This window comes from Leeuwenhoekiella palythoae (assembly GCF_020310025.1).
Lineage (GTDB): Bacteria > Bacteroidota > Bacteroidia > Flavobacteriales > Flavobacteriaceae > Leeuwenhoekiella > Leeuwenhoekiella palythoae.
Window position 1 is genome coordinate 2,145,169 of the sequence record NZ_CP084318.1, and the last position, 24,635, is coordinate 2,169,803.

Here is a 24,635-nt window from a genome sequence, read left to right on the forward strand (position 1 = left end):
TAATCTGCAAAGCATTTTTCAGAAAAAAATAAAAGTGGTTATGAAACCTGATTTTTTTTGTTTCTGACAAGCATACGCTTTATCTCATTGAGCTTCATTAAAGCCTCTACCGGCGTGAGTGTATCTATATCTGTAAGAAGGATTTCGTCTTTAATTTCTTCTAAAAGTGGGTCGTCTAGGTTGAAAAAACTAAGTTGCATTTCATCATCTTCAACTGTGACTAATGCATCGCGATTTTCTTCTTTTCGGTTGGATTGTTCTAATTGCGCCAGCATTTTATTAGCTCTGTGTAGTACTTGCTGGGGCATTCCGGCCATTTTAGCAACGTGAATCCCGAAGCTGTGCGCGCTTCCACCGGGAATAAGTTTTCGTAAGAATAAAACATTGTCCTTAAGCTCCTTTACCGAAACATTGAAGTTTTTGATTCGATTAAAGGTTTCGCCCATATCATTCAGTTCGTGATAGTGGGTCGCGAATAACGTTTTAGGCCTCGCCGGATGCTCGTGTAAATATTCGCTGATTGCCCAAGCGATAGAAATCCCATCATAAGTACTGGTACCGCGACCTATTTCGTCAAGAAGCACAAGGCTGCGTTCAGAAATGTTATTCAAAATGCTGGCTGTTTCATTCATTTCAACCATAAAAGTTGATTCGCCCATTGAAATATTATCGCTGGCTCCCACGCGTGTAAAGATGCGATCGACCAGGCCAATACGCGCCGCTTTCGCCGGAACAAAACTACCCATTTGTGCAAGCAGCACAATCAAAGCTGTTTGACGCAGAATAGCAGATTTACCAGACATATTAGGACCGGTGATCATAATCATTTGTTGCGTGTCACGGTCTAAATAGGTGTCATTAGCGATGTAAGGCTCACTTATGGGGAGTTGTTTTTCAATGACGGGATGGCGACCTTCGGTGATCTCCAATTCATAGGTATCATCCATGCTGGGTTTGCAATAGCCGTTTTCTTTGGCCAGGCAGGCATACGAGCGTAAACAATCTAGTTGTGCTAAGGTATGCGCATTGGTTTGCACCGGCTCTATGAACTGCGTGATCCAACTTACTAATTGCGCAAAAAGCTGTTGCTCAATACCAAGAATACGTTCTTCGGCACCTAAAATTTTTGCCTCATATTCTTTCAGTTCTTCGGTGATGTAACGTTCTGCGTTGACTAAGGTCTGCTTGCGAATCCATTCTGCGGGAACTTTATCTTTATGCGTATTGCGCACTTCAATATAGTAGCCAAATACATTATTGGAAGCAATTTTGAGTGAAGTGATCCCGGTGCGTTCGGTTTCACGCTCCAGCATTTTATCAAGATAATCTTTCCCCGAAGTTGCCAAGTTGCGTAACTCGTCAAGTTCGCTGTGGAAACCTTCAGCAATCGTGTTTCCTTTTAAAACACTAACCGGTGCGTCTTCGGTAAGGGTTTCTTTAATTTTTTCTCTTAAATGCTCAAGATTGTTGATTTTTTCCCCAAGAATTTGCAATGCTTTATTCTCTGAGTTTTGAGCAAGCGCTTTTATTGGGATCATCGCTTCTAAAGAATTTTTTAGAAGAATGACCTCTCGCGGCGCCACTTTACCGGTTGCTATTTTAGAAATCAACCGCTCAACATCGCCAATCTTTTTTATATGCGCCGAAACTTTGTCATAAAAATCCGGATGGTTGAGTATAAAATCTACAATCTCATGACGCTCTTGAATGGGCTCAAGATTTTTTAATGGAAGCGCCAGCCAGCGTTTAAGCAACCTCCCGCCCATAGGGCTGATTGTTTTGTCGATCACGTCGAGTAGAGTGATAGACTTGACCGATGTGCCTTGATATAACTCAAGATTGCGAATGGTAAAACGATCCATCCACACGTAGGCATCTTCGGCGATACGACCAATGCTGGAAATATGCTGAAGCTTATCATGGCGCGTTTCACTCAGATAGTGTAACGCCGCTCCGGCAGCAATGATCCCTTCTTCCAGATGTTCAACACCAAAACCTTTTAAAGATTTGGTATCAAAATGTTTATTGAGACTTTCCTGCGCATAATCAGGCTTAAAAACCCAATCCTCCTGATAAAAAATATGATAATCAGCCCCAAAATCTTCCTTAAAATCAGCTTTGTTTTTCTTATTTATGAGCAATTCGCTGGGAGCGAAATTTTGCAACAGTTTATCTATATAGGCAATATCGCCCTGCGCAGTTAGAAATTCACCCGTAGACACATCAAGAAAAGAGAGGCCTAGAAGGCGTTTACCATAATGTATCGCGGCCAGGAAGTTGTTGCTTTTAGACTGCAGCACTTCATCATTTAGAGACACTCCGGGTGTGACTAGCTCGGTAACGCCGCGTTTTACAATCCCTTTAGTTTGTTTTGGGTCTTCAAGCTGGTCGCAAATTGCCACGCGGCAGCCTGCCTTAACCAGTTTTGGAAGGTATGTATTGAGTGAGTGATGTGGGAAGCCCGCAAGTTCTGAGCGTTCACTTCCATTATTTCTATTGGTTAGGATAATGCCTAGAATCCCGGCAGCTTTGACGGCATCTTCACCAAAAGTTTCATAAAAGTCGCCTACTCTAAAGAGTAACATTGCATCAGGATACTTGGTCTTGATGCTGTTGTACTGTTTCATCAGTGGCGTAACACTTTTTGCTTTGGTCTTTTTTGCCATAAAATCTTAAAAATCTGAAAGGGATTGAAGCATCACAGAAGCGCTTTTAAATGTAAGTTTTCGCTGCTGTTTGTGCGGGATAAATTTAAAAAATACGCAAGGTTTTAGAGGAGTTAAACGCAACCAGTTATTTATTTGTTTTCAACAATAAGCAACAGCAATGCTATTCTTAACTATGAGCTTTTCTTACGGAAGCTTATTTTTGCGGTATGAATAGAAAATTAAAGAACAGCGAACTCGATCGTAAATCTGTAGAAGCGTTTAAGGAGGCCGAAAAAACACCCATTATTGTGGTGCTTGACAATATTAGAAGTTTAAATAATATCGGTTCGGTTTTCAGAACAGCTGATGCCTTTTTGATCGAAGCAATTTATCTCTGCGGAATCTGTGCACAACCGCCTCATAAAGATATTACCAAAACGGCCTTAGGAGCAACAGAATCTGTACGTTGGAACTATTTCGAATCTACTTTAGATGCGGTAAAAGAATTGCAAGAAAATCAATATCAAGTAGTGGCTGTTGAGCAAGCTGAGCAAGCCGTGATGTTGAATGATTTTGTTGTTGAGGCGCATTCAAAATACGCGGTGATCTTTGGTAATGAAGTTAAGGGAGTGAAGCAGAATGTTGTGAATGCTGCCAACACGGTTTTAGAAATCCCTCAAGTGGGTACTAAACATAGTTTTAATATTTCAGTAAGTGTGGGGATTGTTCTTTGGGATATGTATGCAAAGCTACTTAAAAGCTCTTAATTTTTAACATTGTGAATAGTAAGTATAATTGTTAATCATAAATCTTTATTAATGTTTCTTTAAAATGCAGTTGGGGTGCAATTAAACTTTGAATCTTTACGTTCTCAACCAAAACCCAACTTAAATGAAAACTAAAGCTTTTGATTACGCGTCTTACGTGCGAGGAATTAAGGATGGACGACGCTTCGGAATATTCATGGGCGTGATTATAGGGTTTGCTATAATGATCGCTGTTCTCGGAATTATCTACTTTTCTTAAAACTAATTTGCAAAAAACTGAAGCAATTACAACGAAGCCTGTTTTTCTGTCATTCGTTAAAAATTTGAAGATGCGCTTCAGTATAATTTGACCTCTTAGGCTGGTTGAGATCTGGTAGAGCATTGTTCTTTACCGATTTGCTCAGCAAGCGATTGCAAACTATTTTTTGTCTTCTGCTATTCCACAGCCTGTAGTGCATCTAGCACTTTTAAATAATCTGCTCTGTTTTCAACAAAATCTAAACCGGAAATGTCAATGATCTTGACATTGTTTCCTCGTTTATTCTTGATCATATTCAGATACCCTTTGTTGATGTCAATAAGATAACTTTCAGAAATATCCTGTTCATAAGAACGTCCTCTCTTTTTAATATTTTCAAGCAGGCGCTCGGTGTTTTGATAGAGGTAAACATATAAGTCAGGCCTTGCGATCTCACGATACATGATTCCGTGCAATTTTTGATACAAACTGTATTCTTCTTCGCTCAGTGTGACTTTTGCAAAAATCAATGATTTCTGACTATCATAGTCGGCGATCATAAAATCTTTAAAAAGGTCGTATTGACCTATGTCATCCAGCAGCTGCTGGTAGCGATCAGCCAAAAATGACATTTCCAGCGGAAAAGCATAGCGCGCCTGATCTTCGTAAAACTTGGGTAGAAAAGGATTGTCTTTAAAACGTTCTAAAATGAGTTTAGCATTAAAATCCTCAGAAATTTTAGTGGCTAAAGTAGTTTTTCCGGCGCCAATGTTTCCTTCGATGGCAATATAATTATGTGTGCTGAAGGTATATGCGGCCTGCGGATTTTTAAGCCATTTAGATTGTTTTTCAGGGATTTCTGCATCTGGGGTTTCTGCAGTTAATTCTTCTATAGATTTTTTTAGAAGAGGATGTTTGAATGTTGCGGCGATATCTCGTAGCGGAAACAAAACAAAATTGCGTTTTTGTAACTGCGGGTGCGGAAGACTCAGTTTTTGGGTTTCAACTATGCTGTCTCCATAAAACAGCAAATCTATATCAATAGGGCGATCGCTGTAACCTGCTTGTTCTTTGCGCTCCCGGCCCAATTGTTTTTCGATAGCGAGCAGCGCGTCTAGGGTGGCTTCGGCATCTAAAGTAGTGGTGGCTGAGAGGGTGCAGTTTAAAAAGTCAGCACCCTCAAAACCCCAGGCTTTGGTTTTATAAACTGGAGAAAGTTGTTTTATGCTGCCTATATTTTGAAATATACCATCAACGGCGCGTTGCAGATTTTCAAACGAATCTCCTTGATTGCTGCCTAGTGATAAGAGTATGTGTTGTAGCGGTTTAATGAGATTTTGGCCTTAAATATTTTAAGAGCAATTTAAGTAAAAGCCCCGTGCATTCTGCTAATTTTGATCAAAAGAACCTTTAAAAGAGGAGAGTTTGACGCAAGCATCAATGAGCCAGAGAGATGCGCTGGCAGCCTACCGCATCTATTTTATTTTGGGAGCTTTGTTTATATGCTCTCTGGTGGTTTCTAATTTGATCTTTCAGAAGTTTTTTTACTGGGATTTTTTTGGGTTATACAGGTTTGAGATTTCCGTTGGAATTTTGCCGTATCCCATCACGTTCTTAATAACCGATTTGATCAGTGAGATCTACGGAAAAAAGAAAGCTAACCAAGTGGTGACCGCCGGTATTTTTGCCTCAATTTTTTCATTGCTTATCGTGTATACTTCGGCAGTGGTGCCTGCCACAGATTGGTCTCCTGTAGATAATGCATTGTTTGATAAAGTTTTTGGCGCTACGGTAGTTGCGGTGATGGCATCGATGATGGCTTACCTATTTGCACAGTATATAGACATTCAACTTTTTCATTTCTGGAAACGCCTGACTAAAGGAAAACACCTGTGGATACGCAACAACTTCTCTACCTTTTTTAGTCAGTTTGTAGATACCGCTACCGTGTTGTTGCTTTTGTGTGCGTTTAATAAGATTGAATGGAGTCTGTTTGGAACGCTTCTTTTAAGTGGTTTTTTATTTAAAGTATTGGTTGCCGTTTGTGATACACCCTTTTTATATCTGGGTGTTTATTTGTTTAGAAAACGCTTCAAATTAGCGCCCGGGGAAGAGATCGGGGCTGAGTTGAATGCTTTTCAGAAAGAAGAAAAATTATAGAATTATGAAAAAGGTATTTAAAATTATAGGGATCGTACTTCTGGTATTGATCATTGGTTTGATCGCTGCTCCTTTCTTGTTTAGAGGGCAGCTTGAAGAACTTTTAAAGAAATCGATCAACGAAAATCTCAATGCCACTGTGGCTTGGGAAGATTTTGATCTTACGCTATTCAGCAGTTTTCCTGATGCTGCCGTGCAAGTGCAAAATTTTAGTGTAGTAAATAATGCGCCTTTTGCCGGCGATACGCTTGCCAGCGGCGCAACGCTTCAATTAGATATGGGCGTGATGCAGTTGTTTAAGACTTCATCGGGAAAACCCATCCAGATCGATGCAATTCGGCTTGATGAAGGTTTTGTAAATATTAAAGTTGATAGCCTTGGAAATGCCAATTATGATATTGCCAAAGAAAGCCCGGCAACTACCGCTACGCAAGATACTTTAGCGGATAGCTCAGGTGGTTTTAGTTTTGATGTGCAACATTATGAATTGAATAATTCCAGAATAAATTATTTAGATGAAAGTACGCAAACCTTTTTAAGGTTAGCCGAAGTCAATCACGAAGGAGACGGCGATTTTTCTGCAGCCGTGTCTAACCTAAATACGACTACGACTGCGCTGGCATCTTTTGATTTTGATGGGGTGAATTACCTTAATGCCAATAAGATTGCTCTGGATGCAGTAATCGAAATGAACCTTGAAGAGCAACGCTACACTTTTAAAGAAAATGAGGCTTTAATCAACCAATTGCCTTTAGTATTCAAAGGATTTATTCAAGTCAATGAGAATAATAATGAACTTGACCTTGCTTTTGAAACACCATCTAGTGACTTTAAAAACTTCTTAGGAGTGATCCCCGAGGTTTATGCTAAAAATCTAGACGGCGTGACCACAACCGGCGATTTTAAAGTGAATGGTAGAATAAATGGAGTGGTTGATGAAACGCATATACCTATGCTGGATATTGCGATTCAATCTAATAACGCGTCTTTTAAATATCCAGATCTTCCAAAATCGGTTAATGATATCATCATTGACGCTCAGATTATGAATGAAACAGGTAATGTTGATGATACCTATCTACGATTGGGGAATCTCAACTTTAGAATTGATCAAGATGTGTTTAATGCCAAAGGTAGAATAGATAGACTTACTACAAATCCGCTTGTTGATCTGGCGTTGAAGGGTAAATTGAATTTAGCCAATCTCGAGAAAGCGTATCCATTAGAATTAGATCAAGACATCAACGGACTATTAACTGTTGATATGACGGCTAATTTTGATATGGAAAGCGTTGAGAAAGAACGGTATCAAAATATCAAAAGTTCGGGTACGGCAAGTTTAAAGGAGTTTAAATATGTTTCTCCTGAATTGCCTAATGTGTTGAATATGGCTTCGGCTAACGTGACCTTCAATCCCGGAACGATCACACTAAACAATCTGGATGCACAAACCGGGCAAACTGATATTTCTGCAAAAGGAAGTATAGAAAACTTGATTCCGTTTGTGCTGTCAAAAGAAGATTTAAAAGGGCGCTTTACCGTAAATTCTAAGGTGATCAATCTCGCGGACTTTAGCGTGGTTGAGGAAGAATCTACTGCAGCAACTTCAGCTGAGAAAAGTGCTTCTACGAGTGCGACAGCTTCCGGAGATACTGCGATAAAAATTCCTTCTTTTCTAGACGCGACGCTTGACTTTAAAGCAGGTAAAGTGATTTATGACAATATTACCTTGTCAAATGTAAGCGGAAATGTTACCGTTCAAAATGAGACAGCAAGCTTAAATAATATTCGCTCTGATATTTTTGGGGGAGCTATCGGGCTCAATGGGAATGTGAGCACCAAAAGTACAACACCAACTTTTGAGATGGCGCTTGATCTTAAGAGTGTTGATATCAGTCAATCTTTTGAAGGTCTTGAAATGCTTCAGCAATTAACTCCAATTGCAAAAGCTTTACAAGGAGCATTGAATACCAATATTCAGCTAAAAGGGAATTTAAGAGACGATCTAACACCGGTGCTTTCATCCCTTGCCGGAAACGCGCTTGCACAGTTGCTAACTGTAGAGGTCAAGCCTGAGAAGATGAAGCTTATAAGTGCTTTAGATGATAAACTTGATTTTATAAATCTTCAAAATCTGGATCTGAGTAATTTAAAAACCCAACTGAGTTTTGATAATGGTTTGGTTACGGTAAAGCCATTTGACTTTAATATAAAAGGAATCAACGTTGGAGTTAGCGGAACGCATAGTCTTGAAAACACAATGAATTATACGCTTAATTTAAAAGTTCCGGGGAGTTATTTAGGGTCGAAAGTAGGTAATACATTGGCGAGTCTGAGCAATGCAGACCTTGAGAGCTATACGGTAGACCTTCCGGTGACGTTGAGTGGTAATTTTACAAGTCCGCAAGTATCGCTTAATACGCAACAAGCAGTTACAAATCTTACCCAACAAATTGTAGCTACACAAAAGGATAAGTTGAAGCAACAAGGAGAAGATAAAGTAAAACAAGCCTTAAGCGGACTATTAGGCGGAACTAAAACCACTACAGATTCTACCGCAGTAAAGACCGGAAAAGATTCAGTCTCTACAACAACTAAAACCACTACAGAAAAAGTGGTTAAGGATGTTTTAGGCGGTCTCTTTGGAAAGAAGAAAGCAACGCAAGACACGACCAAAACCAATAATTAGAGTTTAGTTTTGGGTATAAAAAATGAGCGCTTTTAGCGCTCATTTTTTATTTGTCATTAAAGGGTTTATATTAAAAATTGCATTGAACAAGTTTTCTTTAAAGCATTAAAAACTGATCACAATAAACTCTGAGCGACGGTTGAGTTGATGTTGCTCTTCGGTGCAATCAGATCCATTTCCGCAATCATTAATGAGTTCGGTTTCTCCAAATCCTTTACCCGAAATTCGAGTAGGATCAATACCTCTACTTACGATCCAGTCTGCTGTAGATTTTGCTCGTTTGTCAGATAAACTTAGGTTATAAGAATCGATTCCGCGACTATCCGTATGCGAGCGTATTTCAACAACTAAAGTTGGATTTGACTCCATAACTGCCAGCACCTTAGTCAATTCTTCGGCAGCATCCGGTCTTATATTAAAGCGATCAAAATCAAAATAAATGGGTTTCAAATCTAGAAGTTTAGCAAGATCATCACCTTGGTTGATTTTGGTGATGCGCGGTTCTAGATAAAGATCAACAACCATATCGCCGCCATCTTTAGGCACTGTTACGAGTTCTTCCGCAGAATAGTATTCCGGTTCGCTGGCGCGAATAAGAATCTGTTGGCCGCAGATGACACTCAATGAATACTCTGCATTTTCATTTACAGGCGTACTGGCAAGAACATTTCCTTCCAGATCTAGAATGCTCACCGTAGCGGTTGGTATAGGAAGTTCGGTTTCTTTATCTCTAACCGTACCTGTGATGAGTGATTCACAAACCGGGATCTCTACCGGTTTTTTAGTGAATTTGAAGATATCATCACTTCCCATTCCGTAATAACGATTGGTTGAAAAGTAGCCCATATTGCGGTAATCATCAACGATGAAAGCAAAATCGTCTTGCGGACTGTTGACCGGTTTTCCTAGATTGATAACATAGGCCACGTCTCCATTTTTCTTGGTAGCAACAACATAGATGTCAAGACCTCCAAGTCCGGGTCGCCCGTCTGAAGAGAAATAAAGGTTTCCTTTTTTACTGATGTACGGAAAGTTCTCACGCCCTTCGGTATTGATGATGGGCCCCAGATTTTCAGGAGCGCTGTATTCATTATCGCCTAAAATATCAACCACCCAGATGTCTGAAAAACCAACGGTTCCCGGCATATCAGATGCGAAGTATAACTTTTTATTATCCGGGCTAAGTGCGGGGTGTGAAACTGAATAATCATCATCATTAAACGGAAGTTCTACCGGCGCACTCCAGTTTCCGCCTTTTTTAACCGATTTGAAAATCTTAAGTCTAACAGTACCATTTTTATCACTGCGTTTTACGCCTTGACTGAAATTGTTTCGGGTAAAATACATAGTATTCCCATCGCTGGTAAAAGTAGGGGAAGACTCGTGATAGCGGGAGTTGAGTATGCCGCCGAACTTTTCTACTGCTCCAAGATCACCGGTTTCAACATCTATGGGCGCTTGATAGAAATCTAAAAAAGGTTCGTTGTTCCATTTGTGGATGTAGCGTGCGGTAGATCCTGTGTCTCTGGCAGAAGAAAAGATCAATTTGTTCTCATAGATCATCGGGCCAAAGTCAGATAATCGTGAGTTGGTTCTTCTCAAATTTTCAACTTCATATTCGCTTTCGCTGTAGCTTATTTCCTCAAGATAATCTGGCTCTTCATTAAATAATTCTGCCCTAGAATCTTCACCTTTTTCCTTGCGAAACAACTCCATAATACGATCTGAGGCTTCGTATTGTTGCACCCCTTTGAGGGATTGTGCGTATCTGAATAGGTCTTCTGGTGTTAAGGATTCCGGGTATTTATCGTAAAGTTTTTTGTACCATTTGGCACTTTCTTCGTATTTGCCGTTAAAATAATAACTGTCCCCCAGTTTTTTAAAAAGTTCTTCAGATTCATAACCTTCCCCTGCTAATCGTAAATAGATTTTTTGTGCATCGATAAAGGCATAACTTTCAAACTTTTTGGCGGCTTTGTCTAATTCCTTTTCTTGAGCGTATGTGAGCGAAAGTGATAGAAAAAGAAAAAATTGTAGAAAACGCTTGCTTGAGATTACCTGCATAGCTAAAAAATAATAGGTTGAAATTGAGATCTAGGGGAGTACAAATATAACTAAATTTTAACCCTGTGAAATTTTAAATCCGCTGATTGCTAAAAAATTAGGGGGTGGTTTATCCCTTTTTTTCGATGTGTTTTTTCAATTTTCTGAAGAATTCTAAGATAGAAATTGGGGCTTCAGATGTTTAGCTGTGTTATACTTGCTAACTTTGAAGTAAAGAATTGAACTATGTTAAAGCAAATAATCAAAAATAGAAGATCTATTTTTCCGAATCAATTTTCAGGAAAAGCAGTTTCAAAAGAAGAAATAAAAATATTACTCGAAGCTGCAAACTGGGCGCCTACTCATCGTAAAACGCAACCGTGGCGTTTTAAAGTTTTTAGAGAGGATTCACTCAGCGTACTCGCTGAATTTATAGAGAAAGCCTACACGGCTACCACTCCTGAACATCAATTTTCTGCATTTAAGCTGAAAAAAACGCTTGAAAAAGTGACCACAAGTGCAGCGGTCATTGTGATCTGTATGCAGCGCGATCCTAAAGAGAGTGTTCCTGAATGGGAAGAAGTGGCTGCTACTGCGATGGCTGTGCAAAATCTATGGCTTATGACGGGAGAATTAGGCCTTGGTGGCTATTGGAGTTCGCCGGGTTATAGAACAGCTATGCATACAGAACTAAAGCTAAATACCGGTGAAGAATGCTTAGGGTTCTTTTATTTAGGCGCTTATGAAGAGGAGCCGCTTGCTGGAGAGCGCGACGCTATTGAAGATAAAACAGTTTGGTTTTAAAATTTATTGGCACCGCCAAAGGGTTTGATAATCAGATGCTTGCTTAGAAATTGAAAACGTTTTTCCAATTAATAAATGTCTCTCGGGTTTGCCCTGAGGTGGTATACTTAAAAGGTGAGGGGTGGAAATTATTCTTTAATTACCTCACCTGCTTTCATTACAAAAGTCACCTCATTTAAGGTATTGATATTTTGTATAGGGTCTTCTTCAACTGCGATGATGTCTGCTTTAAAACCTGCTGCTAATTGCCCCAGCGCTTCTTCAGCTTTGAGTACTTTAGCAGTCTCAATAGTTGCAGATTGAATCGCTTCCATCGGGGTCATACCGGCCTCAACCATATATCCAAATTCTTTAGCATTCTCCCCGTGCGGAAACACGCCGGCATCGGTCCCGAAGGCGATATTGACTCCTTTGTTGTACGCCATCGCGAAGGTTTTTTGAAGTTGAGGTCCTATCTCTAATGCTTTAGGGACGATCACTGCAGGGTAGTAATCTTTTATTTTTGCCTTTTCTGCAACATATTTACCAGCACTCAAAGTAGGTATATAGTAGGTGTTGTGCTTTTTCATTAAATCTGCAGTCTCTTCACTCATCAAAGTGCCGTGCTCAATGGTCTTTACACCTGCTCGCACGGCGCGCTGCATTCCTTCGTCTCCGTGTGCGTGAGCAGCCACTTGCAAATCGTAATCTTTTCCAGTGGTCACTATAGCTTCAATCTCTTCTTCAGTAAACTGAGGATTCTGACCATTTTTTGCTACACTTAAAACGCCACCGGTCGCGGTGATTTTAATCCAATCGGCGCCGTTTTTATAACGTTGTCTTACCGCTTTACGGGCGTCATCTACATTGTTCACAACACCTTCTTTAGGTCCCGGATCACCCATTAGATCTTTGCGGTATCCGTTTGTAGGATCAGCGTGCCCGCCAGTGGTGCCAATCGCTTTTTCGGCGGTGAAAATTCGAGGACCTAATACTTTTCCTGTATTTATCGCATTGCGTAGGGAGACATTTACACCGCTTCCGCCAAGATCCCTAATTGTGGTAAACCCAGCATTTAAGGTGCGTAATGCAAGCTCTTGCGCTTTGTAAGCGATGTCTGCTTCATTAAGTGTAAACCCTTCTAGGTAACGCGTAGGACTGGTTTCGGTTTCAATATGTACGTGCAAATCAGCAAAACCAGGAAGTACAACTTTGTCTTTTAAATCTATGACCTTTCCGGCACCAGATTCATAACCATCAATTACATCTTCAATTTCATCTCCCGAAACGATAATCGTTTGTTCGTTTAAGACTTTTCCGTTTTTGGTGTCAACGAGTTTACCAACGTGTAAATACGTTTTTTGAGCAAAAGCAATATTACTTAAAAGAGCTAATGCCAGCGAGAGAAGTGTGATGCGCATGTGGATAGTTGTTTAATCGATAAATTCTAAGATTTTAGTTACAATATACTCAATTTGCTCATTATCTAGCTCAGAATGCATTGGTAATGAGATCACTTCTTTCACTAATTGATTGGTGATGGTAAAGTCATCTTCATTATAACGAGCATCAGCATAAGCTTTCTGTTTATGCAGCGGAATAGGGTAATACACTCCGCAAGGAATATCGTTAGCATTTAAGTGTTTTACAAGAGCGTCACGATCTACGCCTTGCAAACGCAACGTGTATTGGTGAAAAACGTGCGCGTTAGGATCACCGCTTACGATGTTTGGTGTAATTACTTTAGGATGGTCTTTTAGATGCTCAGTATATTTAAGTGCAGCAGCTCTTCTTCGGGCATTGTAGTTATCAAGGTGCGGAAGCTTAGCACGCAATACTGCCGCCTGAATAGAATCTAATCTCGAGTTTACACCTACGACATCGTGATGATAGCGCTCATACATCCCGTGATTTACAATACCTCTAATGGTATGTGCTAAAGCATCATCATTTGTAAAAATTGCACCACCATCTCCGTAGCAACCTAGATTTTTGGAAGGAAAAAATGAAGTGCTTCCCACGTGACCAATGGTTCCGGTTTTAGAAGTAGAACCATCTTTATGCTTGTAATCAGCGCCGATGGCTTGGGCATTGTCTTCAATTACAAATAGATTATGCTCCTCAGCAAGTTCAAGTAACGCATCCATATTTGCAACCTGACCAAAAAGATGCACAGGAACAATCGCCTTTGTTTTTGGAGTAATGGCTTTTTTTACCGCTTCAATATCAATATTAAAATCAACAGGATCCACATCAACTAAAACCGGTGTTAACTGAAGCAACGCAATTACTTCAACGGTAGCTGCAAATGTGAAATCAGCTGTGATCACTTCGTCTCCCGGTTTTAGCCCAAGTCCCATCATTGCGATTTGCAAAGCGTCAGTTCCGTTGGCACAAGGAATCACATGCTTTACATTCAGGTAGTCTTCTAAATCTTTCTGAAAACCGTGAACTTCTGGTCCGTTGATAAACGCAGTTGTGTCTATTACTTCTTGAATGGTTCTGTTTACTTGTTCTTTTATAGGTTCGTATTGACCTTTAAGGTCAACCATTTGTATTTTTCTCATAGCTGAATCTTACGCCGAATACCTTTTTTCAAAACCCTTTGAGGTTGTGGGAGTTTGTGTGAATCGGCTTTTATTTTAGTGTTACAAAATTACGAAATCTAGCCGCTTTAGCCAATGTATTTTTTAGGTAGAAAAGGCTACTTTTGTGTCCTTATGCGCCACTTGTATTCCCTTTTGATCAGCTTGTTTCACGTGATGCTTCCGGTGTTGGGAGTGTTTGTAAAATCCTTGAAAGAATTCTATCAAGTACGTCGTGGCATATTTAAAGTTTTAGAGGAAAAACTATCAGCTCAAGATCAAACGATCTGGGTGCACGCCGCTTCTCTCGGAGAGTATGAGCAAGCCGTTCCTGTTCTAGAAGAGCTCCGGGCGAAGTACAAAGACTACAAAATTGTACTTACTTTTTTTTCGCCTTCAGGCTATACCGTAAAGAAAGCAACACCGCTGGCTGATTTGGTGACTTATTTGCCTTTAGACACCAAAAGAAATGCTCAGCGTTTTGTAAAAGTGGTAAAACCAGAACTGGCAATTTTTGTAAAGTATGAGTTTTGGCCTAATTACCTCAATACCCTTCAAAAACTAAAAGTGCCTACGCTTTTAGTTTCCGGAGTGTTTAGAGCTGATCAGCCGTTTTTTAAATTTTATGGTAGGTGGATGACACAGTCGCTAAGGGCTTTCGACTATTTTTTTCTTCAGAATTCTTCTTCTTTAGATCAATTGCAGCAATTGGGTTTTAAGAATGCTGAAGTGAGTGGCGATACCCGTTTTGACCGGGTGCATCGTCAATTGAGTTATGATAACTTTTTATCGGAAATCGAGCGTTTTAAAGGAGCTGACCTTTTATTAGTTTGCGGAAGTACCTGGCCTGAAGACATTACTTTACTGTCGGATTTTATAAATACCGCAAGCGGAATCAAAATTTTGATCGCTCCGCATAAAGTGGATGAAGACCGTATACAGGAATTAGAGCAAGTTTTAAAAAGGCCTTCTAAGCGCTTTTCAAACCTTCAATCTGATAAAAATTATGAAGCGAATATTTTAATTGTTGATGCAATAGGTTTTTTATCTAAGATCTATGCTTATGCTGATCTTGCCTATGTAGGCGGCGCAGCGGGAACCACCGGTTTGCATAATATATTAGAGCCTGCAACCTTTGGAGTGCCCATCATCACTGGGATTCACATCGAAAAATTTCCGGAAGCTCAAGATCTGAGAACCTTAGCCGGACTATTTACCGTTGCGAATCTTGAAGAAACTACTGCGCTGCTTCAGAAATTGACGACCGATGCCAATTTCAGACTAAAAACAGGAATCATTTCTGGTAATTTTATCTCAAACAATAGAGGTGCAACGCCTAAGATTATGGCTTATATAGATCAGACGCTAACGGCTTGATTTAAATAGGTTCTAAACGGAAGCATTTCTTTATAGATCTTTATGACCTGATTATCAAGGTCAGCACTCATTACTGTTTTTTGAGTTAGATTATGTTGAACTGCAAAAGTCTTGCGGCGCAGCAAATCTATATGTTCGTGATCTTGTGAGAAACCTTTAGGTGCAGTTTGGAGACTGTCACCGTCATCTACCAGATTTCCAAAGACTTCTTTAAAGCTAGGTTTGTTGAGAATAGCCTTTAGCTCCTCACCATTGTAGTCAATCGCTTGTCTAATACTTTTAAGTAAAGAAGATTTGGGTTTGTAAAAACCACCGGCAATAAAACTCTCTGAAGTGCCTAGGTGGATATAAAAATCTCCCTGTTTGGTTTCCTGATCTAAACCTGCACCAAAGTGATCTTTATAAATGGGTTTGTTAGGGTGGTAAAGCAAATTATTATTTATTCTGTTGATCGCTTTTTTGCCTGGAGTATGCGTGTAATTAGGATCGATCTCACTCAATTGTAAATCCATTTGCGTGAGCCATTCAATATAAGAATCTCTGATCTCGTGATACCATTTTCGGTTATCATCCATCCATTCTTTTGCATTGTTTTTTTGCAAAGCTCTTAAAAACGCATATAAATTCTGAAAGTTCATCTTTTTCGGTTAAAGGTACTGTTCTCAAGAGGTACGCGCTGCTAAACTATTCTGCTTTAACGCATTATTTAGAATTTTTAGCAATCATTTATCAATTCTTTTAAAATACCAAAGGCATTTCTATCTAGATTTGCCCTTCAACCAAATCATTAAATCATGAAAAAAGTAATTGGAATTTTTGTTTTAGGTCTTTTAGCATTTAACACCTACTCGTGTAGAGAACAGGAAGAAAAAGAAACTGTGGTCGTTAAAGAAGTAGAAGTTGAGAAAGACGATGAAGGAATTCTAGAACGTACAGCAAAAAAAGTAGATGCTGAAGTCAATAAGGAGATTGACGAAGAAATTGAAAATATTGGTGATGATAACAAATAATATAAAGATGAAAAAGATTAGTTTTTTAGCAAGTCTTCTTTTAGTGGTTTCTATTTCATTCACAGCGTGTCGTGAGCAAAGTGAAAAGGAAAAACTTGTAGAAGAAATGAAAGAAGAAGGAGCTGAGATCGATACCAAAACAGATGATGATGGTAATTATAAAATCAAAATGGAGTCTGAAGAAAAAGAGGTAAAGATTAAAGAAGATGCAGACGGAGATACTAAAATAAAAGTAGACCACTAATCAGCATCTGACAACAAACAACAAACTAAAATCCACCGTGTATACGGTGGATTTTTTTGTTTTATAGTATAATTCTCGAGAAAATTATTTGAGGTTGCGCATTTGACTTTTAAGTTCTTCCATACCTTGCTGTAATTCTTTGAGTAAACTACTCTCAGAAGGAGAGTCTAAGTGAAAGGTAAGTTTACTGTTTACCTGCCATAACTCTTGAATATCGCTCACTTGAACTTCAAATGGCAAATATTCTTGATTGAGTGAAATGAGTAATACCTTTGAAGGGTCTGGCAATTTCTGAAGCTTTTTTACGACCACCGCATCCGGTAAAACCACCACATATACCCTATTTGTGGAAGCTTCGTCCATACTGGCGATAGCTTTCCCCAAAACCCAGTCATCGGGCATAAAATTAGGAAGCATACTATCTCCTTCAATTTGAAAACCACGGTAAGTGGCATTGCGATATTGTGGTAAAGGAAGGTCAAAAGCAGGAAGCTGTTGATACCAGTCTACATCCTGAACATTATGTGGGTATCCGGCTGCAGCTTTCTGATTCACCATAACAAGATTTTCGTTATCGGCAAGATCAACCGTCACCACCTTAGGGCTAACGTCACCCTTACCTGCGTGCAATAATTTTTGATTGCTGTACCCAAATAACCATAAGGGATTAATATTGTAAAGCCGTAATAATTCGGTGACTACTTGACCAGAAAGTTTAGTTCTACCACGCTCGATGTCTGCAGTTGAATTTTTGATGCCTAAAGCTTCGGCAAATTCTGATTGCGTGAGGTTTTGTTCTTCGCGCACTTGCTTAAAACGACGAATGTCGCCAGATACTTCATTGATTCCCATAGCGTAAAAATAAAATAATTCGGAATAAATCCGATTTAAAGATAGGAAAAAATCCATCAATAGGAAAAATTCTTTATTTTTGTAAAAATTCCTACTATGAATTTTGAACGAATAAAAGAAAAATTAAATATTCTTGCTGATGCAGCAAAATATGATGTCTCGTGTTCCTCTAGTGGAAGCAAGCGTCAGAATACTTCTAAAGGTTTAGGGGATAGTTCCGGAATGGGAATCTGCCACAGTTATACTGAAGATGGCCGGTGTATTTCCCTCCTTAAAATCTTACTTACCAATCATTGCATTTTTGATTGCGCTTATTGCGTGAGCCGAAAGAGCAATGATATCAAGCGCGCTGCTTTTAAGATTCAAGAAGTGGTAGATCTTACGATCAATTTTTACCGCCGTAACTATATTGAAGGTTTATTTCTAAGCAGTGGTATTTTCTCAAGTCCAGATCATACGATGGAGCGGCTGATTGCGGTGGCCAAAAAGTTGCGTTTAGAAGAAAATTTTAACGGTTACATTCATTTAAAATCTATTCCCGGGTGCAGTGACGAACTAATGCGTGAAGCCGGTTTGTATGCCGATAGACTTTCGATCAATATTGAGATTCCCACAGTTTCCGGACTCAAATTATTGGCTCCTGAAAAGAATCATAAGGATTTCATCAAACCTATGGAAAAGGTCAAGAATGAAATTTTACAGTATCAGGAAGATAAAAAACTCTCCCGAAAAACGCCTATTTATGCACCTGCCGGACAAAGCACGCAAATGATTGTAGGTGCAACGGGGGAGAGTGATAAGGATATTATGTATTCTGCTGTGCATTATTATAGCACCTATAAAATGAAGCGTGTGTACTACTCAGGTTATGTGCCGGTCTTAAAAGATGAGCGCCTGCCGGCGTTAGGAACTGAGGTGCCTATGCTGAGAGAAAATAGATTATATCAAACAGATTGGTTACTCCGGTTTTATGGTTTTGATGTACGCGAATTATTAAATAAAGAGTATCCCAATTTAGATGTGGACATCGATCCTAAATTGAGTTGGGCTTTGCGCAATATGCATCTGTTTCCGGTTGATGTCAATACTGCCGAAAAACGAATGCTTGCCCGGATACCGGGATTGGGGATGAAATCTGTATACAAGATCTTAAACGCCAGAAAATACCGAAGATTGAATTGGGAGAATTTAAAAGCCATTGGCATCGCATTTAACCGAGCTAAATATTTTATGATCTGTGATTCCCGCGACTGGGAACGACGGGATCTAGAGCCGGCACGTATTAAAAGTATGATTCTTCAAAGTTCTCAAAGTAAGTATCAGAAAATGTATAATAATCAGCTAACCTTGTTTTAATGCAAGCTCAAAAACTTATTTATGATGGAAGTTTTGAAGGATTGCTGACTGCTATTTTTGTGGTATATGAAGAGCGAATTCCTAATGCTGAAATAGTAGAAGAACGTTTTTACGAACCTGATTTTTTCGCCGAAAAAAATCACATATATACCGATGAGACCAAAGCAGCGCGCGTTTGGGATAAACTAAAACAATTTCCACAATTTAGCGCAACGGTGTATCGCTCGTTCTTGACAGAATTGCGAGAAAAAGAATCTTACATTCTAAAAGCGATTCAATATGTGTTGAAAACTAAAAATGCCAAAGATTATGGGGAACCGGCGGTACTCAAGTTGGCTCAATGGACCAAACAAATAGGACGGGAAAAACACAGGATGGAAGCTTTTGTGAGATTTAAACGGACAAAAGATGACCTGTATATCGCACTAGTCGCACCTGATTTTAACGTGCTTCCACTCATTGCGAAGCATTTTAAGAATCGTTATGCAGATCAGCAATTTGTTATCGTTGATCATAAGCGCAACTATGGTATTTATTACGATCTTAAGAGCATAACATTCGTTACGCTAGATTTTGACGCCAATAATTTAAAAGATGGCCTTCACGAAGAGGAGCAGTATTACGATGAGATGTGGCAAGATTATTTTATAAGTACAGGTATTAAAAGCCGAATTAATAAGAAACTTCATCAGCAACACGTACCTAAACGTTATTGGAAATACTTAAATGAAAAAAATCCGCTTTAGCGATAAATGATTATTTTTAATTAAGTAACTCAAAATTCAAATTATGAAGCGATTATATTACAGCGTGATGGCACTCGCCATTTTAGGAGCAGTGTCTTCGTGTAGAGAAACCACTCAAGAAAAAACCGAGGAAGCAGTTGAAGCTATTGGTGAAGATGTAGAGCAAGCTGCTGAAGAAGCCGGGGATGCTATTCAAGAAGGAGCAGATGAACTTAATGATGAGATACAAGGTAACGACGATCATTAGTAAGCTTTGATAATTTAAAAAAAAGGGTATTTTAAAAGTGATTTTAAAATACCCTTTTTGCTTTTTAGCGTTAACCCGGTTTATTGAAAAATTCAAAATTGTCAGAGATTCTGATAATCAATTCATTGTAATGCTTGCGGTTTTTTTAGCAAAAACATAAATCGATAAAAAATTTAATAAAATTTAAGAATAAGCGCTGTTAATTTATATACATTTGACAGCAATTAACGCTAATTAAAATTACATCAATTATGAAAAAATTTATGTACAGTGCATTCGCACTTTTATTAATGGTTTCTGTTTCTGCTTGTCGCGAAACTACTGAAGAAAAAACTGAAGACGCAATGGAAAGCGCTGCTGACGATATGGGAGATGCAATGGAAGATGCTGGTGATGCAGTAGAAGAGGCTGCTGAAGATACCGGTGACGCTATCGAAGAAGGTGCTCAAGAAGTTGAGGACGAAGTTGAAGGAAACGACGATATGTAATCTCTAAGAGATTAAAAGGGAAAGCCCCGAACGTAAGTTCGGGGCTTTTTTTATGTGAAAAAATAGAATACTACTTGTTAGATCGTAGCGCTACTGGTAGCAGTTTGACGGTCTACTTTTTTGACTAGACCTTGTAATACCTTACCTGGGCCAACTTCAATAAATTCTGTGGCACCGTCTTTAAGCATATTTTCAACACTTTGCGTCCATTTTACAGGAGCCGTTAGTTGAAAAAGTAAGTTCTTTTTAATTTCTGCAGGATCGGTTACTGCTGTAGTACTTACGTTTTGATAAATAGGGCACGTAGGTGTACTAAAGGTTGTTTTCTCAATGGCAGCTGCAAGTTCTTCGCGCGCTGGCTCCATTAAAGGAGAATGAAAAGCACCCCCCACCGGAAGCACTAAGGCACGCTTTGCACCACGCTCCTTTAAACGTTCACAAGCTTCGTTTACTGCTTCGATTTCCCCGGAAATAATCAATTGTCCCGGGCAATTGTAATTCGCAGCTACTACCACTCCATCAACATCAGCGCAAACAGCTTCAACTAGTTCGTCTTCTAAGCCTAAAATAGCAGCCATTGTAGAAGGTACACTATCACAAGCCTTTTGCATAGCTTGGGCACGCTGCGAAACCAATCTTAGTCCGTCATCAAAGCTTAATACGCCGTTAGCAACAAGTGCCGAAATTTCACCTAGAGAATGTCCCGCTACCATTTGTGGCACAGCGCTATCTCCTAAAGCCTTAAACAACGCAACCGAATGTAAAAAGATCGCAGGTTGGGTTACTTTAGTTTCTTTAAGTTCTTCAGCAGAGCCTTCAAACATAATCTTGGTAATATCAAACCCTAGTATTTCGTTGGCGCGCTCAAACAATTCACGAGCCACATCAGAAGTTTCATAAACGTCCTTACCCATACCGGTAAACTGCGCTCCCTGACCGGGAAAAATATATGCTTTCATATTTTGATTTTTCTAAATAGTGCTGCAAAAATACACATACACATATGGATTTAGAAATTATAAATACAAAGTGCGGTATTTATTCTTATAAAGTTGCTTACTTTGAATGATATACGAAACGATCTTCATGATGAAACACAATCGATATTTCAAAATAGTGGCTTTTTTAGTTTGCGTCTTTTCAACGTATGCGGTGTCAGCTCAATTTGATGCGATCAGTAATCTATCGCTCCAGAAAAATCCTAAATATCAATGGGCTAATGAAAGCAAAAAGGCATCTATAAAAGAATCTAAAATGCAGGTTAATTTTTATTTAAATCAGAAAGATGCTGAAAATTACATCTATATTGTAGATGATCAGGTTTTACCTGTAAATGATTTTAAAGAATATAAAGAGAGCATATTGAAGCAAGCTCGTGCCATCAATTTTGTAAAAAGAATAGACAGCGTTATGGGAAATCCTTCTCATCGCAATCGAATGCTTATTTTAATTACCACACAAACCGTTGAAGATTAAATATAGGTTTTGAGAATCGAGTTTGCTGTGTTGTAGTAATGACCCCCAAAAAGATTTACGTGAACTAGAATGTAATAAAGTTGCCAAAGTTTAATACGCGCTTTCCAGCCTTCACAAAGCGGGAAAACTTCGTGATACTTATCAAATATATTTTGATTAAAACCACCAAAAAGGCGCATCATTGCTAAATCCATTTCACGGGGTGCATAACAAGTAGCAGGATCTATAAGCACAGGATTTCCATCAGAATTGACCATAAAATTACCGCCCCATAAATCACCGTGAATAAGCGCTGCCGGTTCATCAGGAATAAGATCAGGAATGGACTTATACAATAAATCTACATCTTCAAAAGCAAAACCACGGTCTGCCGCCATTTTAAATTGTGGCATTAAACGCTGCTTGATATAAAAATCTGCTGCTGAAGCTTCTTCGGTATTGTATTGTGGCAAACTACCTATGTAATTATCCTTTTGAAAACCGAAAGCCGACGTAGGCTGATGCATTTTAGCCAGATTTTGTGCAAAAATTTCGTCGAAGTCAACGCTAGGTTTTCCACTTTCTATGTGTTCAAGAAGTAGGTAGCTCTTTGTCTCAAACATACCAACGTCAAGAACCTTTGGTGTGATAAAGCTTTTAGATTGAGCCAAGCTTTCTAAACCTAGTTTTTCTAAATAAAACATTTCCGGGAAACGCTGTGCATCATTGATCTTGATCACAAAATTGCCTTGATCAGTAGTTAATAGAAAAACAGCATTGATATCACCACCACTCAAAGGTGTGGCTTGTTTAATTGAAAATGAAAAGCTTTGGTTTAGATGAATTGTAAAATCAGCGTCGAGCATAAGTTAAATACGTGAATGCATAATCGTGGCGCTCATCTTTGGGATGAAATGTTTCAGCAACAAGCTCCCAATCGTTCTCGTCAATTTCAGGAAAAAAGGCATCCGCCTCAAAACTGCTATGCACACGGGTAAGTTCTATATGCGTAGCCTGATCTAATGCGAGTTTATAAATTTCACCGCCACCTATCACATATGGGTTGTCGTCATTCATAACAGCATCAAGAGCAGCGTCTATACTATCAACCACAATTATACCTTCACCGGCGTCATACTCTGAATTTCGGGTAATAACAATGTGGGTTCTGTTAGGCAAAGGTTTTGGGAAAGACTCAAAAGTCTTTCTTCCCATAATGATATGATGATGCGAAGTAAGCTTCTTAAAACGTTTAAAATCATCAGGTAAATGCCACACAAGGTCATTGTCTTTACCTAACGCATTATTTTCTGCAGCAGCGGCAATAAGCGTAATTTTCATCGGTTAGGGATTTAAAGGAGGATTGGGGTTTATTGCTTTAGGCTCAGTTGAATTGGGCAATGGGTGTTCTTGATCAACTTTGTTCTGAAGTTTAGCAATCTTCTCTTTCTGTTTAGCCACCAGTTTATCTAATTGCTCATGTTCCCATTTTTTATTCATAAAACTGCTGAAGAGAAAAACATTCAGAAAATGAATTAGAAATAAGAAAAACCAAAGCAATACTGCCCAGACAAACCAATCGACCTGACCGGGTCTGAAGTTGGTACCAAAATCTAAAAACTTATTCAGAATAATAAGAAGAACCGCGCCTGCCAGAAAAACGATAAAATGTCTAAAGAGATTTTTTTTCTGCTTGATTCTAAATTGTGCGTGCTCTATAAGTTCTCGCTGTTCGCGGTCTATTTTTGTGGATTCCTGCTTTTTTGAGAACATAAGAAAAAGTAAATTGTGTGAAAATCAAATTTACAAGATTTAATCGCTATTCAACCTTATGAAAAACTTAAAAAAGGAGTTCCCGGTCACTGCAAATTATACGCATCTCAACACGGCAGGTTCGGGTTTACTTTCTGAAACCTTGCTTGATTTTAGGCAAAATCACGACTTAGATTATCTGGTTTATGGTAGTGTGATAAAAGATAAACAGGATAAATTTATAAGCTGGGTACGTAAAGACGTTGGGTCTTTTTTTAAGTGTCATCCCAGCCGTGTAGCTTTAGTCCCTAGTTTTTCTATTGGCTTTAATTTTTTGTTAGATGCTTTACCTTCAAAAACTAAAGTTTTACTGCTGCAAGAAGACTATCCTTCAATAAACTGGCCTGTTGAAGCTCGGGATTTTGAAATCTGTTATGCAGCGATTGATGAGCATCTTGAGGACAATATCCTGCAAGCTGTAGAAAAAGAAAAGCCTCAAATACTCTGTTTGAGTTTAGTGCAGTATGTAAGTGGAGTTCAAATTGACTTTGAGTTTTTAAAGAAGCTTAAAGAAAACTTTCCTGATCTTATAATTTGTGGAGATGGCACGCAGTATTGTGGTGTTGAAGAATTTGATTTTGAACAAAGTGGACTGGATATTCTTGGTGCCAGTACGTATAAATGGATGAATGCCGGCTACGGAAATGGTTTTTTTCTCTTTAAAGAAGCGATGCAAGAAGTATTGAAACCAAAAGCAGTAGGATTTGCTTCCATTCGCGGATTGTATAAAGAAGAAAATGAGCACGCACTCATAGGTAAGTTTGAACCGGGGCATATAGATACACTCAACATGGGGAGTTTGCAAGCCGCTATTCAGTTGGTGAAAAAAGTAGGTTATTCAAACATTACAGAGCAGATAAATACACTTAAGAAACAGGCCTTAGAAGCATTTGCTTCCCGAGGGTTACTGGATGAATTTGTAACGCAGCGCAAGGTGCACTCTTCGATATTTAATATTAAAGGCGATCAGAAGTTATTTGAAAAACTCAAGGCAAAAGACATCATCTGTTCTCAGCGAGGTAATGGAATTCGGATTAGTTTCCATTATTTTAATACCGAAAGTGATTTAGAGCAGCTTTTAAAGTTAATTTAGCATTATTTTCAATTTAGCTACTGTTAATTAAGTGCATATTCC

Annotated in this window: 24 protein-coding genes; 13 read left to right on the forward strand and 11 right to left on the reverse strand. The window is 39.0% G+C overall.

The window, feature by feature from the left end; all coding sequences use genetic code 11:
- Positions 1 to 38: 38 nt before the first annotated feature.
- Positions 39 to 2,666 (reverse strand): DNA mismatch repair protein MutS, encoded by a 2,628-nt coding sequence (gene mutS, locus LDL79_RS09105; protein ID WP_225597476.1) that lies wholly within the window; start codon positions 2,664 to 2,666, stop codon positions 39 to 41.
- A 209-nt stretch (positions 2,667 to 2,875) separates the two neighbouring features.
- Between mutS and LDL79_RS09110 the strand changes: the two genes are divergently transcribed.
- Positions 2,876 to 3,415 (forward strand): TrmH family RNA methyltransferase, encoded by a 540-nt coding sequence (locus LDL79_RS09110; protein ID WP_225597477.1) that lies wholly within the window; start codon positions 2,876 to 2,878, stop codon positions 3,413 to 3,415.
- A 435-nt stretch (positions 3,416 to 3,850) separates the two neighbouring features.
- On the opposite strand, the gene folK is transcribed toward LDL79_RS09110, so the two are convergent.
- Complete coding sequence (gene folK / locus LDL79_RS09115) at positions 3,851 to 4,984, reverse strand: 2-amino-4-hydroxy-6-hydroxymethyldihydropteridine diphosphokinase (protein WP_225599957.1); 1,134 nt, start codon at positions 4,982 to 4,984, stop codon at positions 3,851 to 3,853.
- A gap of 109 nt (positions 4,985 to 5,093) precedes the next feature.
- Between folK and LDL79_RS09120 the strand changes: the two genes are divergently transcribed.
- Both LDL79_RS09120 and LDL79_RS09125 read left to right on the forward strand, forming a co-directional pair.
- Positions 5,094 to 5,813 (forward strand): queuosine precursor transporter, encoded by a 720-nt coding sequence (locus tag LDL79_RS09120; RefSeq protein ID WP_225599958.1) that lies wholly within the window; start codon positions 5,094 to 5,096, stop codon positions 5,811 to 5,813.
- A gap of 4 nt (positions 5,814 to 5,817) precedes the next feature.
- Entirely contained in the window at positions 5,818 to 8,502 is a 2,685-nt protein-coding gene (locus LDL79_RS09125) for an AsmA family protein (RefSeq protein WP_225597478.1), read from the forward strand.
- Positions 8,503 to 8,607: 105 nt separating this feature from the next.
- On the opposite strand, the gene LDL79_RS09130 is transcribed toward LDL79_RS09125, so the two are convergent.
- Positions 8,608 to 10,566 (reverse strand): OmpA family protein, encoded by a 1,959-nt coding sequence (locus LDL79_RS09130; RefSeq protein WP_225597479.1) that lies wholly within the window; start codon positions 10,564 to 10,566, stop codon positions 8,608 to 8,610.
- Between the two features lie 225 nt (positions 10,567 to 10,791).
- On the opposite strand from LDL79_RS09130, the gene LDL79_RS09135 reads away from it, so the two are divergent.
- Complete coding sequence (locus LDL79_RS09135; RefSeq protein WP_225597480.1) at positions 10,792 to 11,349, forward strand: nitroreductase family protein; 558 nt, start codon at positions 10,792 to 10,794, stop codon at positions 11,347 to 11,349.
- A gap of 128 nt (positions 11,350 to 11,477) precedes the next feature.
- Here the strand turns inward: LDL79_RS09135 and LDL79_RS09140 are convergent, their stop codons facing one another.
- Positions 11,478 to 12,749: a metal-dependent hydrolase family protein gene (locus tag LDL79_RS09140; RefSeq protein WP_225597481.1), complete on the reverse strand. Its 1,272-nt coding sequence runs from the start codon at positions 12,747 to 12,749 to the stop codon at positions 11,478 to 11,480.
- 12 nt (positions 12,750 to 12,761) lie between these two features.
- Positions 12,762 to 13,895, reverse strand: coding sequence for a DegT/DnrJ/EryC1/StrS family aminotransferase (locus LDL79_RS09145; protein WP_225597482.1), 1,134 nt, complete (start codon positions 13,893 to 13,895; stop codon positions 12,762 to 12,764).
- A gap of 153 nt (positions 13,896 to 14,048) precedes the next feature.
- On the opposite strand from LDL79_RS09145, the gene LDL79_RS09150 reads away from it, so the two are divergent.
- Positions 14,049 to 15,290, forward strand: a complete 1,242-nt coding sequence (locus tag LDL79_RS09150; protein WP_225597483.1) for a 3-deoxy-D-manno-octulosonic acid transferase — start codon at positions 14,049 to 14,051, stop codon at positions 15,288 to 15,290.
- Here the strand turns inward: LDL79_RS09150 and LDL79_RS09155 are convergent.
- Positions 15,272 to 15,928 (reverse strand): DUF2461 domain-containing protein, encoded by a 657-nt coding sequence (locus LDL79_RS09155; RefSeq protein ID WP_225597484.1) that lies wholly within the window; start codon positions 15,926 to 15,928, stop codon positions 15,272 to 15,274. The two genes, LDL79_RS09150 and LDL79_RS09155, sit on opposite strands and share 19 nt — an antisense overlap.
- Positions 15,929 to 16,084: 156 nt before the next feature.
- On the opposite strand from LDL79_RS09155, the gene LDL79_RS09160 reads away from it, so the two are divergent.
- Together LDL79_RS09160 and LDL79_RS09165 are read left to right on the forward strand one after the other, a co-directional pair.
- A complete protein-coding gene (locus LDL79_RS09160) occupies positions 16,085 to 16,300 on the forward strand; it encodes a hypothetical protein (RefSeq protein ID WP_072981564.1) in 216 nt (71 codons plus the stop codon).
- A 7-nt stretch (positions 16,301 to 16,307) separates the two neighbouring features.
- On the forward strand, positions 16,308 to 16,544 hold the full coding sequence (locus tag LDL79_RS09165; protein WP_167598733.1) for a hypothetical protein: 237 nt from the start codon (positions 16,308 to 16,310) through the stop codon (positions 16,542 to 16,544).
- A gap of 84 nt (positions 16,545 to 16,628) precedes the next feature.
- On the opposite strand, the gene LDL79_RS09170 is transcribed toward LDL79_RS09165, so the two are convergent.
- Positions 16,629 to 17,396 carry a LexA family transcriptional regulator gene (locus LDL79_RS09170; RefSeq protein WP_072981565.1) on the reverse strand — a complete coding sequence of 256 codons (768 nt, stop codon included), beginning with the start codon at positions 17,394 to 17,396 and terminating at the stop codon, positions 16,629 to 16,631.
- A 96-nt stretch (positions 17,397 to 17,492) separates the two neighbouring features.
- On the opposite strand from LDL79_RS09170, the gene LDL79_RS09175 reads away from it, so the two are divergent.
- The 4 genes from LDL79_RS09175 to LDL79_RS09190 all read left to right on the forward strand — a co-directional run bounded on the left by LDL79_RS09175 (position 17,493) and on the right by LDL79_RS09190 (position 20,233).
- The gene (locus LDL79_RS09175; RefSeq protein WP_072981566.1) at positions 17,493 to 18,752 is read left to right on the forward strand and encodes a putative DNA modification/repair radical SAM protein; all 1,260 of its coding nucleotides are present in this window, start codon (positions 17,493 to 17,495) and stop codon (positions 18,750 to 18,752) included.
- A complete protein-coding gene (locus LDL79_RS09180; RefSeq protein WP_072981567.1) occupies positions 18,752 to 19,498 on the forward strand; it encodes a TIGR03915 family putative DNA repair protein in 747 nt (248 codons plus the stop codon). Before LDL79_RS09175 ends, LDL79_RS09180 begins: the two co-directional genes overlap by 1 nt.
- Before the next feature lie 43 nt (positions 19,499 to 19,541).
- A complete protein-coding gene (locus tag LDL79_RS09185) occupies positions 19,542 to 19,745 on the forward strand; it encodes a hypothetical protein (RefSeq protein ID WP_072981568.1) in 204 nt (67 codons plus the stop codon).
- 251 nt (positions 19,746 to 19,996) lie between these two features.
- Positions 19,997 to 20,233 (forward strand): hypothetical protein, encoded by a 237-nt coding sequence (locus tag LDL79_RS09190; protein WP_072981569.1) that lies wholly within the window; start codon positions 19,997 to 19,999, stop codon positions 20,231 to 20,233.
- Positions 20,234 to 20,310: 77 nt separating this feature from the next.
- Here LDL79_RS09190 and fabD read toward each other — a convergent pair whose 3' ends face one another.
- The gene (fabD, locus tag LDL79_RS09195) at positions 20,311 to 21,192 is read right to left on the reverse strand and encodes an ACP S-malonyltransferase (RefSeq protein ID WP_225597485.1); all 882 of its coding nucleotides are present in this window, start codon (positions 21,190 to 21,192) and stop codon (positions 20,311 to 20,313) included.
- 127 nt (positions 21,193 to 21,319) lie between these two features.
- Between fabD and LDL79_RS09200 the strand changes: the two genes are divergently transcribed.
- Positions 21,320 to 21,709: a hypothetical protein gene (locus LDL79_RS09200; RefSeq protein WP_225597486.1), complete on the forward strand. Its 390-nt coding sequence runs from the start codon at positions 21,320 to 21,322 to the stop codon at positions 21,707 to 21,709.
- On the opposite strand, the gene LDL79_RS09205 is transcribed toward LDL79_RS09200, so the two are convergent.
- Genes LDL79_RS09205 through LDL79_RS09215 form a run of 3 tightly spaced genes read right to left on the reverse strand, consistent with a single transcriptional unit; the run spans position 21,706 to position 23,461 of the window.
- Positions 21,706 to 22,554 (reverse strand): fructosamine kinase family protein, encoded by an 849-nt coding sequence (locus tag LDL79_RS09205; protein ID WP_225597487.1) that lies wholly within the window; start codon positions 22,552 to 22,554, stop codon positions 21,706 to 21,708. The two genes, LDL79_RS09200 and LDL79_RS09205, sit on opposite strands and share 4 nt — an antisense overlap.
- Entirely contained in the window at positions 22,541 to 23,029 is a 489-nt protein-coding gene (locus LDL79_RS09210) for a dihydrofolate reductase (protein WP_225597488.1), read from the reverse strand. The genes LDL79_RS09205 and LDL79_RS09210 overlap by 14 nt, the downstream gene beginning before the upstream one ends.
- Before the next feature lie 3 nt (positions 23,030 to 23,032).
- Positions 23,033 to 23,461, reverse strand: coding sequence for a 2TM domain-containing protein (locus LDL79_RS09215; RefSeq protein WP_225597490.1), 429 nt, complete (start codon positions 23,459 to 23,461; stop codon positions 23,033 to 23,035).
- 58 nt (positions 23,462 to 23,519) lie between these two features.
- Between LDL79_RS09215 and LDL79_RS09220 the strand changes: the two genes are divergently transcribed.
- Positions 23,520 to 24,593, forward strand: coding sequence for an aminotransferase class V-fold PLP-dependent enzyme (locus tag LDL79_RS09220; RefSeq protein WP_225597492.1), 1,074 nt, complete (start codon positions 23,520 to 23,522; stop codon positions 24,591 to 24,593).
- Positions 24,594 to 24,635: the final 42 nt, after the last annotated feature.

Excerpts from the sequence above, each read along its gene's own strand:
- LDL79_RS09160 (WP_072981564.1), top strand. The coding sequence starts at position 16,085 with ATGAAAAAAGTAATTGGAATTTTTGTTTTAGGTCTTTTAGCATTTAAC.
- LDL79_RS09155 (WP_225597484.1), bottom strand. The coding sequence starts at position 15,928 with ATGAACTTTCAGAATTTATATGCGTTTTTAAGAGCTTTGCAAAAAAAC.
- LDL79_RS09170 (WP_072981565.1), bottom strand. The coding sequence starts at position 17,396 with ATGGGAATCAATGAAGTATCTGGCGACATTCGTCGTTTTAAGCAAGTG.
- mutS (WP_225597476.1), bottom strand. The coding sequence starts at position 2,666 with ATGGCAAAAAAGACCAAAGCAAAAAGTGTTACGCCACTGATGAAACAG.
- LDL79_RS09215 (WP_225597490.1), bottom strand. The coding sequence starts at position 23,461 with ATGTTCTCAAAAAAGCAGGAATCCACAAAAATAGACCGCGAACAGCGA.
- LDL79_RS09205 (WP_225597487.1), bottom strand. The coding sequence starts at position 22,554 with ATGCTCGACGCTGATTTTACAATTCATCTAAACCAAAGCTTTTCATTT.
- LDL79_RS09185 (WP_072981568.1), top strand. The coding sequence starts at position 19,542 with ATGAAGCGATTATATTACAGCGTGATGGCACTCGCCATTTTAGGAGCA.
- LDL79_RS09210 (WP_225597488.1), bottom strand. The coding sequence starts at position 23,029 with ATGAAAATTACGCTTATTGCCGCTGCTGCAGAAAATAATGCGTTAGGT.
- LDL79_RS09200 (WP_225597486.1), top strand. The coding sequence starts at position 21,320 with ATGATGAAACACAATCGATATTTCAAAATAGTGGCTTTTTTAGTTTGC.
- LDL79_RS09135 (WP_225597480.1), top strand. The coding sequence starts at position 10,792 with ATGTTAAAGCAAATAATCAAAAATAGAAGATCTATTTTTCCGAATCAA.
- LDL79_RS09130 (WP_225597479.1), bottom strand. The coding sequence starts at position 10,566 with ATGCAGGTAATCTCAAGCAAGCGTTTTCTACAATTTTTTCTTTTTCTA.
- LDL79_RS09220 (WP_225597492.1), top strand. The coding sequence starts at position 23,520 with ATGAAAAACTTAAAAAAGGAGTTCCCGGTCACTGCAAATTATACGCAT.
- LDL79_RS09120 (WP_225599958.1), top strand. The coding sequence starts at position 5,094 with ATGAGCCAGAGAGATGCGCTGGCAGCCTACCGCATCTATTTTATTTTG.
- LDL79_RS09175 (WP_072981566.1), top strand. The coding sequence starts at position 17,493 with ATGAATTTTGAACGAATAAAAGAAAAATTAAATATTCTTGCTGATGCA.
- LDL79_RS09190 (WP_072981569.1), top strand. The coding sequence starts at position 19,997 with ATGAAAAAATTTATGTACAGTGCATTCGCACTTTTATTAATGGTTTCT.
- LDL79_RS09150 (WP_225597483.1), top strand. The coding sequence starts at position 14,049 with ATGCGCCACTTGTATTCCCTTTTGATCAGCTTGTTTCACGTGATGCTT.
- LDL79_RS09110 (WP_225597477.1), top strand. The coding sequence starts at position 2,876 with ATGAATAGAAAATTAAAGAACAGCGAACTCGATCGTAAATCTGTAGAA.
- LDL79_RS09165 (WP_167598733.1), top strand. The coding sequence starts at position 16,308 with ATGAAAAAGATTAGTTTTTTAGCAAGTCTTCTTTTAGTGGTTTCTATT.
- LDL79_RS09140 (WP_225597481.1), bottom strand. The coding sequence starts at position 12,749 with ATGCGCATCACACTTCTCTCGCTGGCATTAGCTCTTTTAAGTAATATT.
- LDL79_RS09125 (WP_225597478.1), top strand. The coding sequence starts at position 5,818 with ATGAAAAAGGTATTTAAAATTATAGGGATCGTACTTCTGGTATTGATC.
- LDL79_RS09180 (WP_072981567.1), top strand. The coding sequence starts at position 18,752 with ATGCAAGCTCAAAAACTTATTTATGATGGAAGTTTTGAAGGATTGCTG.
- fabD (WP_225597485.1), bottom strand. The coding sequence starts at position 21,192 with ATGAAAGCATATATTTTTCCCGGTCAGGGAGCGCAGTTTACCGGTATG.
- LDL79_RS09145 (WP_225597482.1), bottom strand. The coding sequence starts at position 13,895 with ATGAGAAAAATACAAATGGTTGACCTTAAAGGTCAATACGAACCTATA.